At 63.9% G+C, this 14,227-nt stretch carries 12 protein-coding genes; 1 reads left to right on the top strand and 11 read right to left on the bottom strand.

The window, feature by feature from the left end; genetic code table 11:
• Positions 1-12: 12 nt before the first annotated feature.
• The 11 genes from ACWTU7_RS22335 to ACWTU7_RS22285 all read right to left on the bottom strand — a co-directional run bounded on the left by ACWTU7_RS22335 (position 13) and on the right by ACWTU7_RS22285 (position 12,735).
• Positions 13-774, bottom strand: a complete 762-nt coding sequence (locus tag ACWTU7_RS22335; RefSeq protein ID WP_455840272.1) for a 3-ketoacyl-ACP reductase — start codon at positions 772-774, stop codon at positions 13-15.
• The gene (locus tag ACWTU7_RS22330; protein WP_455840271.1) at positions 771-2,273 is read right to left on the bottom strand and encodes a GMC oxidoreductase; all 1,503 of its coding nucleotides are present in this window, start codon (positions 2,271-2,273) and stop codon (positions 771-773) included. The genes ACWTU7_RS22335 and ACWTU7_RS22330 overlap by 4 nt, the downstream gene beginning before the upstream one ends.
• Positions 2,274-2,278: 5 nt before the next feature.
• Positions 2,279-3,394, bottom strand: coding sequence for an ABC transporter ATP-binding protein (locus tag ACWTU7_RS22325; RefSeq protein ID WP_202366049.1), 1,116 nt, complete (start codon positions 3,392-3,394; stop codon positions 2,279-2,281).
• A gap of 4 nt (positions 3,395-3,398) precedes the next feature.
• Positions 3,399-4,343 carry a carbohydrate ABC transporter permease gene (locus tag ACWTU7_RS22320; RefSeq protein ID WP_455840270.1) on the bottom strand — a complete coding sequence of 315 codons (945 nt, stop codon included), beginning with the start codon at positions 4,341-4,343 and terminating at the stop codon, positions 3,399-3,401.
• Positions 4,340-5,296: a carbohydrate ABC transporter permease gene (locus tag ACWTU7_RS22315; protein WP_095517243.1), complete on the bottom strand. Its 957-nt coding sequence runs from the start codon at positions 5,294-5,296 to the stop codon at positions 4,340-4,342. Before ACWTU7_RS22315 ends, ACWTU7_RS22320 begins: the two co-directional genes overlap by 4 nt.
• 165 nt (positions 5,297-5,461) lie before the next feature.
• Positions 5,462-6,715, bottom strand: a complete 1,254-nt coding sequence (locus tag ACWTU7_RS22310) for an ABC transporter substrate-binding protein (RefSeq protein WP_455840269.1) — start codon at positions 6,713-6,715, stop codon at positions 5,462-5,464.
• A 59-nt stretch (positions 6,716-6,774) separates the two neighbouring features.
• Entirely contained in the window at positions 6,775-8,286 is a 1,512-nt protein-coding gene (locus ACWTU7_RS22305) for an aldehyde dehydrogenase family protein (RefSeq protein ID WP_455840268.1), read from the bottom strand.
• A gap of 25 nt (positions 8,287-8,311) precedes the next feature.
• Positions 8,312-9,088 carry an enoyl-CoA hydratase/isomerase family protein gene (locus ACWTU7_RS22300; RefSeq protein ID WP_455840267.1) on the bottom strand — a complete coding sequence of 259 codons (777 nt, stop codon included), beginning with the start codon at positions 9,086-9,088 and terminating at the stop codon, positions 8,312-8,314.
• On the bottom strand, positions 9,081-10,682 hold the full coding sequence (locus ACWTU7_RS22295; RefSeq protein ID WP_455840266.1) for an acyl CoA:acetate/3-ketoacid CoA transferase: 1,602 nt from the start codon (positions 10,680-10,682) through the stop codon (positions 9,081-9,083). Before ACWTU7_RS22295 ends, ACWTU7_RS22300 begins: the two co-directional genes overlap by 8 nt.
• A complete protein-coding gene (locus tag ACWTU7_RS22290) occupies positions 10,679-11,695 on the bottom strand; it encodes a Gfo/Idh/MocA family protein (protein ID WP_455840265.1) in 1,017 nt (338 codons plus the stop codon). The genes ACWTU7_RS22295 and ACWTU7_RS22290 overlap by 4 nt, the downstream gene beginning before the upstream one ends.
• Positions 11,692-12,735 (bottom strand): LacI family DNA-binding transcriptional regulator, encoded by a 1,044-nt coding sequence (locus tag ACWTU7_RS22285; RefSeq protein ID WP_455840264.1) that lies wholly within the window; start codon positions 12,733-12,735, stop codon positions 11,692-11,694. The genes ACWTU7_RS22290 and ACWTU7_RS22285 overlap by 4 nt, the downstream gene beginning before the upstream one ends.
• A 239-nt stretch (positions 12,736-12,974) precedes the next feature.
• On the opposite strand from ACWTU7_RS22285, the gene ACWTU7_RS22280 reads away from it, so the two are divergent.
• On the top strand, positions 12,975-14,129 hold the full coding sequence (locus ACWTU7_RS22280) for a dihydrodipicolinate synthase family protein (RefSeq protein WP_455840263.1): 1,155 nt from the start codon (positions 12,975-12,977) through the stop codon (positions 14,127-14,129).
• Positions 14,130-14,227 lie beyond the last annotated feature (98 nt).

Here is a 14,227-nt window from a genome sequence, read left to right as displayed (position 1 = left end):
GGCGTCACCTGTTCACAGCCTCGGCACCGACAGTGCGCCGTCGACATTGATGATCGAGCCGGTCGAAAAGCCGAGCTTGCCGCCGGCGAGTGCCGCGACCGCGGCGCCGACATCGGCGGCTTCGCCCCAGCGCTTCGCCGGCACCAGCCCGCCGTCGATCAACGCGTCGTATTTGGCGGTTACGCCTGATGTCATGTCGGTGCGGATGATGCCCGGCCGCACCTCGAACACACCGATATTTTCGGCGGCGAGCCGCAGCGCGAGGGTCTTTACCCACATCGAAAGCCCAGCTTTGGAGATGCAATAGTCGGCACGTTCGGGCGAGGCCATTTCGGCGCTGACCGAGGTGATGGTGATGATCGATCGGCGGCAATCACCCGGCGTTGCAAGCATCGCCCTCGCAACGGCCTGGCTGAGGAAGACGGTGCCGCGCAGATTGATGCTGAGGATCCGGTCGAAATTGTCCGGTCTCAGTTCCAGCAGGTCGCCGCGCACGACCGCGCTGATGCCGGCATTGTTGATCAGGCAATCGATGCGACCGAAGGCGCTTGTCGCGGCATCGACCAGCGCTGCATGGCTGTCGAGATCGGCGATGTCGCCGCAATGATAGGCGAATTTCGCGCCGTGGGCGGTGATGTCAGCGGCTAGTCCGTCGGCGGCTTTTTCGGCAAGGTCCACGACAAAGAGGTCGAAGCCCGCATCGGCCAGCGCCGCGGCGCAAGCGAGGCCGATGCCGCGTGCGCCGCCGGTGACGATGGCTGCCGGGCGGGTCATGCGACAAGCTCCGTCTTGCGGATGTGGTCGGCGACGCGCAGTGCTTGTGCTGCGATCGACAGCGCCGGATTGACCGCCGCCGAGTTCGGCAGGAAGCTAGCGTCGACGACAAACAGGTTCCGGTGGTCGAACGAGCGGCAGAACGGGTCGAGCGGCGAGGTCGCCGGATCGTCGCCCATCTTGACCGTTCCGCACTGATGCGACGGCGTGCGCTTGTCGAAAGGCCGCGACAGGACGATCGGATAGCCGCAGGCACGGAAATTCTCGCGCATCACCTTGGTCAGCCCGTCGAGCGACTGCATGTTGGAGCGCCGCCACTGCATGACGATATCCTTGCCGTCGACCATGATGCGACTTTCGGGATCGGGCAGGTCCTCGCACATCAGGTACCAGTCGACGGCGTGGCCGGCCATGAAGTCCAGCGCGAATTTGGGTGCAAGCCTGACGTTGGCCCTCAGGATATGGCCGTCGATCTTGCCGAGAAGCTGGACGTTGCCGAGTGGCTTGCCGCCTTTGCCGTCGGACAGATAGTAGTCGTTGAGCATCAGCGTCTTCTGGTAGACGGATGTGTTCCTGCGGCGCGGGTCGATCGCCAGCATAGCGCTCGAATTGTGGTTCATGAAGTTGCGGCCGACCTGGTCGGAACGGTTGGCGAGGCCCTTGCCGTCAGGAGAGGGCGAGCGCAGCAGGATGACCGCCGAATTGACCGCGCCGGCCGAGAGAATCACCAACTTCGGCGTCACTTTCTTCAGCGTGCCATTCTGGCGATAGTGAACGGCGGCGATCGTTCTGACATCCGATGACGCTTCGAGATATTCGACATGGGCACCGGTCTCGAGCTCGATGTTCCGGTCGGCAAGTGCCGCCGCCAGCGGCCCCGTTTGGGCGTCGACCTTGCCGGCTCCGGTGTTGGGAAATGCGTCCCAGCCTGTCTTGCCGTCCTTTAGCCAGGCATCGATGTCGACACCGAGCGGCAGCGATGCCGGGTGCAGGCCGAGGCCCTTGAGTTCGGCTCGGGCGCGGGCGATGGGCGGCTCGTCCGGCACCGGCCCGAAGGCATAGGGGATGGAGTGGAACGGCTCGGTCGGGTCTTCGCCGAGTGCGCCGCGCACGCGAAAAAGCTGCTCGGCTTTGGAGTACCATGGCTCGAACTCCTCATAGGAGAACGGCCAGGCCGGCGAGATGCCGCCATAGTGCTCCATGGCGGAAAAGTCTTGCCTGCGGTAGCGGATCAGCACCGCGCCATAGAATTTCGAATTGCCGCCGACATAGTAGTAGTTGCCGGGGTTGAACGCAGCACCCCCGGCCTCGCGCCACATCTCCTTTGGCCGGTAGTGACCGTCGACGAAAATGGCGCGTGTGTCGCGCGTGTGCGGCGTTGCCGGCAGTTTCTCGCCGCGCTCCAGCATCAGGATCGAGGCGCCGCTGCCGGCAAGGCCGGAAGCGATCGTGGCGCCGCCGATGCCGGAGCCGATGATGACGATGTCCGGGTTTGTCATGGCTGTCAGAGGATACGGTTCTCGGTCGCCGGATCGAAGAACACCGCTTTGGTCAGGTTGAAGGCGAGCGGCGTGCTGGTGCCCGGCTGGATGTTGGCGTCGGCGCGCAGACGCGCCACCACAGCCTTGCCTCCCAGGTTGGTGACGGCGAAAGTGTCGGAGCCGGCCGGTTCCACGACCTCGATGTGACAGTCGGCGGTGGCGATGTTCGATGCGTTGCGTTCGGCCCCTTCGGGATCGGTCAGCGCCTCGGGGCGAACGCCGAAGATGATCGGCCTGTCGTGGAATGCCGACAGACCCGTCGGCGCATCGGCCAGCGGCAGCGAGATCGGCTCGCGCGCCTCGCGCTGCAGCACCACGGACAATGCATTGCCATTGCCGCCGATCGTCGCCGGGATCAGGTTCATGGCCGGTGAGCCCATGAAGTCGGCAACGAACAGATTGGTCGGATTGTTGTAGATTTCGGCAGGCGTGCCGAACTGCTGCACCTCGCCGTCGCGCATCACCGCGATCTTGGTGGCCAGCGTCATCGCCTCGATCTGGTCGTGAGTGACGTAGACGATTGTCGTGCCGGTGGTTGCATGCAGGCGCTTGATTTCGATGCGCATATCGACGCGCAGCTTGGCGTCGAGATTGGAGAGCGGCTCGTCGAAGAGAAAGAGCTTGGGGTCGCGCACCAGCGCCCGGCCCATGGCTACGCGCTGGCGCTGGCCGCCGGAAAGCTGGCTCGGCTTGCGCTGCAAGAGGTGGCCGATCTGCAGCACTTTCGCCACCTTGTCGATCGCCTTCTGGCGCTCCTGAGCCGGAACGCCGCGCATTTCCATGCCGAAGGCAATGTTTCCCGCGACCGTCATGTTTGGATAGAGCGCGTAGCTCTGGAACACCATGGCGATGTCGCGCTTCGAGGGGTGGAGATCGTTGATCGTCCGTCCGTCGACACGGATTTCGCCTTCGGTGATGGTTTCCAGGCCGGCGATGGTGTTGAGCAAGGTCGACTTGCCGCAGCCGGACGGGCCGACCAGCACGAGGAAGCCGCCCTTTTCGAGATCGAGGTCGATGCCCTTCAGGATCTCGACCGATCCGAACCGCTTCCTCAGCCCATCAATTTCGAGAAAAGCCATGCGATTATCCTTTGACGGCGCCGGCCATCAAGCCGCGCACGAAATAGCGGCCAGCGACCACGTAGACGAGAAGGGTCGGCAGTGCGGCGATCATCGCCGCCGCCATGTTGACGTTGTATTCGACGACACCGGTCGAGGTGTTGACGACGTTGTTCAGCGCCACGGTCATCGGCATCGCGTCACCGGTTCCGGCATAGGCCGAGGCGAACAGGAAGTCGTTCCAGATGTTGGTGAACTGGTAGATGACGGTGACGACGAAGATCGGCATCGAATTCGGCAGCATGATGCGCCGGAAGATCTGGAAGAAGCTGGCGCCGTCGACCTGTGCCGCCTTGACCAGTTCGGTCGGGAAGGCCTCGTAATAGTTGCGGAAGAACAAGGTGGTGAAGCCGAGCCCATAGACGACGTGGACAAAGACCAGGTTGACCGTCGGATTGCCCAAGCCGAATGAAAATCCCGTCGCGTTTCGCAGCGTTACGCCGAAACGGCCGAGGCTGCCGAGGATCGTCGCCATCGGCAACAGCACCGACTGGAACGGAATGAAGCAGGCAAACAGCATCAGCCCGAAAACCAGCGTGTGGCCGCGGAAGCGCCATTTGGTCAAGACATAGCCGTTGAGGGCGCCGAGCAATGTCGAGATCAGCACCGCCGGAACCACCATCTTGATGGAGTTCCAGAAATAGCCCTTGATGCCGGCGCAGGTCAGGCCGACGCAGGTCTCGCCCCACGCCTTTAGCCACGGCTCGAAGGTCGGCGCCTGCGGCAGTGCCAGCATGTTGCCGTTCTGGATCTCGTCCATCGTCTTGAACGAAGTCACCAGCATGACGAACAGCGGCACCAGGTAGAACAGTGCGAACAGCGCCAGCAGGCCGTAGATGACGATGCGGTTGACGGTCCTGGCGCTGATGCCGCCAGTGCTCTGGCGAGCGGGCGTGGCAATGACGCTCATCGCGGCCGCTCCCTGAGCTCGGAATAGAGGTAAGGCACGATGATCGCGGTGATGGTCATCAGCATGATTACGGCGCTGGCCGAGCCGACGGCCATTTCGTTGCGCTTGAAGGTGTACTCATACATGAAGTTCGAAGGCAGCCAGGCCGAGCCGCCCGGCCCGCCGCTGGTCAGCGCTACGACCAGATCGTAGGACTTGATGGCGAGGTGGGCGAGCACGATGAAGGCCGAGAGGAACACCGGCCGCAGCAGCGGGATGACGATCCGGCGATAGAGCTGGAAAGTGGTGGCGCCGTCGATCTGCGCCGCCTTCATGATCTCGCCGTCGATGCCGCGCAGGCCGGCGAGGAACATTGCCATGATGAAGCCGGACGCCTGCCAGACGCCGGCGATCACCACGGTGTAGATGACGAAATCCTTGTTCTTGATCCAGTCGAAATGGAAGCTCGTCCAGCCCCACTGGTGCAGCGTCTGCTCGAGGCCGAGGCCGGGATCGAGGAACCATTTCCAGGCGACGCCGGTGACGATGAAGGATAGCGCCATCGGGTAGAGGTAGATCGGCCGCAACATGCCTTCGCCGCGGATCTTCTGGTCGAGCAGGATGGCCAGGAAAAGGCCGAGCGCCAGGCAGATGAAGATGTAGAGAAAGCCGAAAATGCCCATATTGGTGATCGACGTGTACCAGCTCGACGGCGGGTCGCTCTCGAAAGTCCAGCGCCACAGCCGCTGATAGGCGCGCGGCCCTGATATGGCATAGGACGGGAAGGTCTTGGAGTTGGTGAAGGACAGATAGACCGTCCACAGGATGAAGCCGTAGACGAAGACGATGGTGATCGCAAAGCTTGGCGCCAGTACGATCTTCGGCAGCGCGTCCTGCAGGCGCGAACGCACCGAGGCGCGCGGGCGCGCATTATGCTCAGGCGTCAGCTTGATCTGGGTCGCGACCGTTGTCATGGGCTCCTCCCTCTCGGGGTCCCTTCACCGCCAGGCGGGGAAGGATAGCCCCGTCGAGACGGGGCGTGTTGGTTGATCGCCGGCGCCATTCCGACCAGAGGCCGACCATCCTGGCTTGGTGGAACCTTCCCCACCGGAGCGGGGAAGGTCCTTTCATGCCGGTTCTTATTTGGCGTCTTCGATTGCGTTAACCAGCTGGGTCACGGCCTCGTCCGAGGTCTTGATCTGGCCGTGGACGAATTTCGAGACGACGTCCTTATAGGCATTGGCGACGGCCGGCGGCGCGCCATAGCCTTGCGCCAGCGAACCGAACAGCGTGCCGCCTTCGTTGGCGGCCTTCAGGTCGGCCATGCCCTTCTTGCCGCAAGCGTCGAAGTCGGTGTCGGGCACGTCGGTGCGGGCCGGGACGGAGCCCTTGACGACGTTGAAAGCCGACTGGAAGCTCTTCGACAAAGTGGCGGTGGCTAACGCAACCTGGGCGGCCTTACGGTCCTCCGGAACGTTGAACATGCCGAACATGTCGGAGTTGTAGACCACGCTGCCGTCGGTGCCCGGGAAGCGGTAGCACAGGAAGTCGGTGCCCGGGGTCTTCTTGGCGGCGTTGAATTCGCCCTTGGCCCAGTCGCCCATGACCTGCACCAGCGCATCGCCCTTGATGACCATGGCGGTGGCAAGGTTCCAGTCGCGGCCGGAGAAGTTCGGGTCGACATAGGTGACGAGCTTGGCAAGGTTGTCGAACGACTTCTTCATCGTGTCGGACTTGAGCTGCTCCTCGTCGAGGTCGTTGAAGGCCTTCTTGTAGAACTCAGGTCCGCCGGTCGACAACACCACCGAGTCGAACATGGTGGCTTCCTGCCAGTTCTGGCCGCCGAGCGCGAGCGGGATGGCGCCCGCCGCCTTGGCCTTGTCGAGCAGCGCGATGAATTCGTCGAAGGTCTTGGGCTCGGTGCCGCCGATCTTGTCCATCACCGCCTTGTTGATCCACAGCCAGTTGACGGAGTGGACGTTGACCGGAGCCGCGACCCACTTGCCGTCATAGACCGAGAATTTCTGCAGGGCGGCCGGAACGGATTTGTCCCAGCCTTCCTTTACTGCCGTCTCGGTCAGGTCGCCCATCACGCCGGCCGCGGCATAATCGAGCACGGTATAGCCGAGCATCTGGGAGGCGGTCGGGTAGTTGCCAGCCGCGACCATCGCCTTCAGCGCGGTCATGGCGGCGTCGCCGCCGCCGCCGGCCACGGGCACGTCCTTCCAGGCAAAACCTTGCTTGGCCAGATCCTCCTTGAGCACGTTCAAAGCAGCCGCTTCGCCGCCAGACGTCCACCAATGCAGCATCTCGACTTCCTTGACGTCCTGAGCGTGAGCCGCGAACGCAAGACCCGAGCCGAGAGCCGTTCCGATAAGCAATTTGCGCAACATGTACTTCCTCCCTTGTTGCAGCTACACGACCGGCGGTTGTCCGCCGGGTTCTTCCCAACTCAGCCGACCCACCATCCGGTGCGCTGGCCGCGATGAAACTGGATCGTCTTTTCCTCGGTATAGTCCTCGACGGCGCGCTTGCCGAGTTCGCGTCCGAGACCGGACTGCTTGTAGCCTCCGAAAGGCAGCTCGGGATAACCTTCCATGAACGTGTTCACCCAAACGGTTCCCGAACGCACATTCCGCGCCACCGACATACAGGTGTCGATGCTGGCGCTCCACACACCCGCCGATAAACCATAGGGCGTGTTGTTGGCGATGCGCAACGCCTCTTCAATCGATTCAAACGTCAGTACCGAGAGCACCGGGCCGAACACTTCTTCACGTGCAATGGCCATGTCTTCGGTGACGCCGCGAAGGATGGTCGGGTCGAGATACTGACCGGCACTGGAGGCGATCTGCTTGCCGCCGCTATAGACGCTGCTGCCGTCGTTTGCCGCCGCCGCCACATAGCCGGTCACCTTGGCCAGGTGCTCGGAAGAGATCATCGCGCCGACCTTGGTGCTGATATCGAGCGGATCGCCGACGGTGACCCTTGCGGTGAGCGCCTTCACTGCGCCGAGGAAGTCGTCGGCGATCGCCTCGTGGACGATCAGCCGGCTGCCGGCGTTGCAGCATTCGCCGGCGTTGAAAAAGCCGCCGAACACCGCCGCGTCGGCCGCCGCTTCGAGGTCGGCGTCTGGAAAGACGATCTGCCCGTTCTTGCCGCCGAGCTCCATCGAGACTTTCTTCAGAGAGTTCGCAGCCGACGCCATGGTCATCTTGCCGACCCGGGTGGAGCCGGTGAACGACACCATTTCGACCAGCGGATGGCTGACCATCGGCGCGCCGACATCCGCGCCCAGGCCAGCGAGGATGTTGACGACGCCATCCGGCAAGCCGGCCTGCATCAGGATGTCGCCGAGCACGAAGGTCGAGGCCGAGGTCATCTCGCTCGGCTTCACCACCCCCGTGCAGCCGGCGGCGAGCGCGAACGGCAATTTCTGGCTGACGATGAGGAACGGAAAATTCCACGGCGTGATGATCGAGACGACGCCGATCGGTTCGCGCAGCACGACGCCCAGCATGGCGTCGCCGAGATTGGCATAGCTTTCGCCATGGAGCGTGCGGGCAAGCGCCGCGGCATAGCGCCAGATGTCGACGGCGCCGCCGATCTCGCCGCGCGCCTGGGCGATCGGCTTGCCGGATTCCAGCGCGTCGAGCCGGGCAATCTCCTCGAGCCGCGCCTCGATCAGGTCCGCCGCCTTGAGCAGGATCGCGGCGCGCTCTGCTGCCTTCATGCGCGGCCACGGGCCGGTCTCAAAAGCCTTGTGCGCGGCGGTCACCGCCGCCTCGACTTCGGCCGCGCCGGCTTGTGCATAGCGCGAAACGGTGAAGCCGTGGCCGGGGCTGTTGCGCTCCAGTGTGCGGCCGTCGCGGGCATCGACGAACTTGCCGTCGATCAGCAGCCGGTAGGTCTTCGGTGCTGCGGATGCCTCGGCGGGCATGGCGATGGTGAGGGGCAAGTTCATGTGATTTCCAGGTTCCGCATGCTTTTTAGGATCTTGAAAACGCTGGTTTCTGCTTAGTCTTGAAAGCGTCGATGCCGGCCTTGAGGTCGCCGGTTAGCGCGATGAAGCCGCTGGCCAGCGCCTCTGTCGCGGCAGCACTTTCCTCGCCCTCGGCGACCGCGATCATCAGCTTGGCGGCCTCCGTTGCCAGCGGGCCGCGCTCGGCGATCTTGCCGGCCCAGGCCTTGGCCTCGGTGAACGCCTTGCCTGTGTCGATCACCCGGTCGACGATGCCCAGAGCGAGTGCTTCGGCCGCCACGAACGTCTCGCCGCCGATTGCCATGCGCCGCACCGTCTGCGCACCGAAACGGCGTACCGCGCGCTGCGTGCCGGACCAGCCGGGCACTACGCCGATCGAGGTTTCCGGAAAACCTAATTTCACCTGCGTCTCGGCGACGCGGAAGTCGCAGGCGACCGCCAATTCCAGCCCGCCGCCCAGCGCATGGCCGGACAGAACGGCGATGGTCGGCTGCCGCAGCCGCGCCAGCCGGTCGAAGACGCGGTGGCCGTAGCGCACCCATTGCACCTGAAAATCGGCGGCACTCATTCGCGACCACGCTTCGACGTCGCCGCCGGCGCAAAAGCCCTTGCCTTCGCCGCACAGCAGCACGACGCGGACGCCGTCCGCGGCCTCGGCCGTATCGAGCGCGGCTTCCAGCGCGCGCAGCATCGGGATATCGAGCGCGTTGAATTTCTCCGGCCGGCGCAGCGTGACGATGCCGAGGTCGCCGTCGGTTTCAAAGGTGACGAGACGCTCAGCCATGCGCGCCTCCAAGGGAGGCGCCGCCATTGAGCGACAGTCCGATCGGCCGGTCACGATAGAGCGCGTCCGGTGTCACTTTCAGGTCGTTGGCGACACCGAGCGGGATCTCGGCCTGCGCCAGCACGTCGCGCTGAAGGTCGATGCCGGGCGCCAGCTCAGTCACCATCAGCCCATCCGGCGTCAGCTTCATGACGCAGCGTTCGGTGACATAGGTGATGTCCTGCCCTTGCGCGACGGCGCGCTTGCCCGAGAAGGAGATATGCTCAACCTCGCCGACCACCTTCTTGACCTTGCCTTCCCCGTCGATGCGGATGCCGCCATCGGCCAGCGACAGCTTGGCCCCAGCAGTGAAGAAACCGGAAAACACGATCTTCTTCGCCCGCGCGGTGATATCGACGAAGCCGCCGGCGCCGGCGGTGACGTGCGGCCTCGCTGAAAGCTTCGACACGTTGACCGAGCCGTGGCGGTCGATCTGCAGGAAGGACAACAGCGACGCGTCGAAACCGCCCGCCTGGAAGTAGATGAACTGGTGTGGCGAAGGCATGAAGGCGTCGGCGTTCGACGAGCAGCCGAACTTGAAGTCGAGCAGCGGCACGCCACCGACCGCGCCCTGTTCGATCACCCAGGTGACCTTGCCGTGCTGGCCTTCCTCGAGAAGGATGCGCGGCACATTGGCCGAGATGCCGAAGCCGATGTTGACCGCCATGCCGTCGGCAAGCTCCATGGCGACGCGGCGGGCAATGACCTTCTGGACATTCATTTCGGCGTTGCGGAAGCTTGACAGCGGCCGGAAGATCTCGCCCGAGATGGCCGGGTCGTAGGGTGTCAGTGTCGTCTGCAACTGATCGGCCGCGACCACGATGTGGTCGACCAGCACACCGGGCACGCGCACGTCATGCGGTTTCAGCGTGCCGTTCTCGACGACGCGCTTGACCTGCGCGATGACAATGCCGCCGTTGTTACGGGCGGCGAGCGCCTGTTCCAGCCCGCCGAGATAGGCGCCCTCATGCTCATAGGTGAGGTTGCCGCGCTCATCGGCCGTCGTCGCCCGGATGATCGAGACGTTAGGCACGATCGAGCGGAAATAGAGCCATTCTTCGCCGTCGAACTGCTGCACCGAAACGATCGGCTCGCTCGCGGCCGCATTCATGGCGCAGCCCTGGTGACGCGGGTCGGCGAAGGTATCGAGGCCGACCTTGGTCAGCACGCCGGGGCGCTTGGCGGCGGCCTCGCGATGCATGTCGAACAATATGCCGGATGGCACGTTGTAGGCGGCGACCGAATTGTCGCCGATCATCTTCCAGATCTGCGGCGGCTCCGAAGATGACGGGCCGGACGGATAGGAGCCGCACAGCGTCCGCCTCAACAGGCCAGGCTTGGCCAGATGGTCGATGCCCTTGATGCCGTACATGTCGCCGGCGGCGATCGGGTGCAGCGTCGTGATGTTCTTCGGATGGCCTTCCGCGTCGAAGCGCTCGCCGATGGCGGCGAGCACCGCATCCGGGCAGCCGAGACCGCTCGACGACGATACCGAAACGACCATGCCGTCACCGATCAGGCCGGCGGCTTGCGCTGCGGAGACAAGCTTGCTCACCCTGCGCCCCCGAGTTTCGGATCGATCGCGGCTGATTTGCCGGACTTGGCGGATTGCAACGCCGCTTCGGCTGATGTCAGCGACCAGACGCCGTCCTCGCCGGTGGCCGACGGCTGGCCTTCGCCACGGATCGCCGCATGGAACTGGCGCAGGGAACGGACATAGAGATCTTCGCGGTCGAAGCTCAATTCCTCCTCGCCCTTTGCCGTGCGCAGCAGCACAGAGCCGATCGGCTTCTGCGTCATCACATCCTTCGCAATCAGGGAGCCTTCGCTGGCATGCACCTCGAAGCCGGTGCCGGCGAATTTGGTAGTGAAACCCTCATGCGATTGGGCGATGACGCCCGATTTGAAGCGCCAGATGCACATGGCGCCGTCCTCCAGGCCGCCGGCGGCCATGCCTGCGGCCTGGGTGAACGCCGAAACCTCGAGCGGATCGTCGCCGAGCACGAAGCGCAGCGTATCGGCGTCGTGCACCGTAATGTCGAGCACCACGCCGCCGCCGGCTTCCGGCCTGGTGATACGCCAGCCCTGCAGATTCTCAGGCAGATAGACGGAGTGGAAGACGCGCGCGGCAATCGGTCTGCCGATGCGGCCGGCGGCGATGGCTTCGCGCATCGCCCGGTGCGAGCCGGCATTACGCAGATGGTGGTTGGTGCCGAGCACGATGCCGGCAGCTTTGGCGGCGGCGACCATTGCGCGCGCATCGGCGCTGGTCAGCGCCAACGGCTTTTCGCACAGCACATGTTTTCCCGCCCTGATGGCGGCTAGTGCCTGTTCGAGATGCAGTTCGTTGGTGGTCGAGATGTAGACGGCGTCGATGTCGGAGCCGAGCAATTCATCGAGCGTCGAGACGGCAAGCGGAATGCCGTTCTCCTTGGCATAGGAAGTGGCGCGCTCCGGGCTGGAACTCATCACCGCCGCGATCTCGCTGTTCGGTTGTGCGCGGATGGCGTTGATCATGAATTGCCTGGCGATCGTGCTTGCGCCGATCAGTCCCCATTTGACGGTCATGCCGCGTCTCCCATTCCAGCACGGCGATCAGGACCGCAACTGTCCCTGATGACAAGGTTGACGGCGCCGATATGATCCTCGGCGCGCGTGGTGCGCGACTGGATCATCTTCAGCATGACGTGGGCGGCGCGCTCGCCCAGGCCTGCCGAATCCACCGCGACGCTGGTCAGCGCCGGCAGGTAATGCTGGGCTTCGATCACGTCGTCGAAGCCGACGACGGCGAAATCCGCACCGGGCTCGAGGCCGCGCTTGCGCAGCGCCAGCATGACGCCGAAGGCGACCGCATCGTTGAAGCACAGCGCCGCGGTCGGCGGCTCGGCCATCGCGAGAGCTGTTTCCAGGCAGGCAATGCCGCCCTTGCGGCTGGTTTCGCCTTCAACGACCAGTGTATCGCGCTTGGCGATGCCGAGCGCCTCGCAGGCCTCGCGAAATCCGCCCAGCCGCTCATGATAGACCACTAGGTCCGATGAGCCGCCGAAGAACGCCAGCCGGCGATGCCCTTTGCGGATCAGATGGGCGGTGGCGAGCCAGGCGCCGCGATGATTGTCGGGCGCGATCACCGGAATGCGGCTTTCAGGAAGGCGGCGCATGGTGAAGACGATCGGAAGGCCCGCCATTTCGATGCGGCGGAACGCACCGGGAGTCGTGCCGCGCGCCGGCGACACGATCAGCCCGGCGACACCTTGCTCCATCAGCGATTTCAGCACTTCTTCCTGGCGCACCGGGTTCTCCGCCGTGTTGGCGATGAACGGCACGACGCCCGCCGATTGGAAGACGCGCTCCATGCCGACCGCCATTTCGGCGAAAAACGGGTTGGTGAGATCGTTGATGACCATGCCGATGACGTTGGAATGGGCCTTGCGCAGATTGGCGGCACCGCGGTTGTAGACATAGCCGACATCCTCGATCGCCTTGCGGACCTTCAGCGCGGTCTCAGGCCGGATCAGATCGCTGCCCTGCAACACGAGCGACACCGTCGACTTGGACACGCCCGCCTCGCGGGCAATGTCGAGTATCGTCGCCTTGGGCCTGCTGGCCATCCAGATCCGTCCTCCCGGTATTTTCTGGTCAGATTATTGGAACGTTCTAATTCCGGGCTGGATTTGAGTCAATCAGGATTTTTCCCGAATTCAGAAAAACGAGTTCTCAGCAGTTAATGGCTCCACTTTAAGGGTATTTCTCGCTGCGTGCAGCATTTTGGCGCCGTGGACTGAGAAATCGTAGAAGGTTGATTTATTGGAACGTTCCATTTATACGGGTGCGATCAAGGGAGAGATCGATGGACATTGCCTTGCCCGAGGACGGCGGTCGCGGCACTCGCTACCGCCTTGTCGGCCAGCCGGCACAGCCGGTGATCGGCGCGCGGTTTTCCCGCATCGCCTATGCCGCCGCCCATGTCGTTGCCGACCCCCTCGCGATGACCGATCCGTGGTCTCATCCAGCGGTCGACTGGGAGCGCACGATGGCGTTCCGCCATCATCTGTGGCGGCTCGGCTTTCGTATCGCCGAGGCGATGGATACCGCACAGCGTGGCATGGGTTTCGACTGGACAAACGCCAGGGAATTGATCCGCCGCTCGACCGCCGAGGCGCGAACCGTCGACGGCGCCGATCTCGCCTCGGGTGCCGGAACAGACCATCTGGCGCCAGGCACCGTCAGGACGCTCGACGATGTCATCGCGGCCTATGAAGAGCAGTTCGGTTTCATCGAAGGCCTGGGCGGCAAGGCGATCATGATGGCCAGCCGCGCGCTAGCGGCTGTCGCCAAGGGTCCCGACGATTATATCAGCGTCTATGACCGCATCCTGTCTCAATCGTCCGGCAAGGTCATCCTGCACTGGCTGGGCGACATGTTCGATCCGGCGCTGAAGGGTTATTGGGGCAGCCCTGATTTCGACACCGCGCTCGACACGGTGATCGCCGTCATCGAAAGCCACGCCGGCAGGGTCGAGGGGATCAAGATATCGCTGCTCGATGCCGGCAAAGAGGTTGCCCTGCGCAACCGGCTGCCTGAGGGGGTCGTCATGTTCACCGGCGACGATTTCAACTACCCCGAGCTGATCGCCGGCGATGGCGAAAGACATTCGCACGCGCTGCTCGGGATTTTCGACGCCATCGCGCCGGTCGCCAATGCCGCGCTGGCGAAACTGGCCGACGGCGACCGCGCCGGCTATGACGCGCTGATGGCGCCGACGGTCCCTCTGTCGCGGAAAATCTTCGAGGCGCCGACCGAGTACTACAAGGCTGGTATCGTCTTTATGGCGTGGCTGAACGGCCACCAGGATCATTTTTCGATGGTCGGCGGCATGCAATCGGCGCGCGGCATTTGCCACTACGCCGATGTGTTCCGCCTTGCCGACCAGGCCGGGTTGCTGGCCGACCCGGAGCTTGCCGTCGCAAGAATGAAGAGCCTGTGCGCCGTGGCGGGTGTCTGACCGCCATACCACAAGAAGAGTTCGTCCAAGTCTCCGATTTGCCTTGTCCGGGCAAATCTGTATGCGCTATGCGTCCGAGGCAGGCGATCCGGCGCGCC

This window comes from Mesorhizobium sp. BHscii (genome assembly GCF_053848065.1).
Note: the sequence above shows the minus strand (reverse complement) of the source record. Positions and strands in the feature narration are given on the sequence as shown.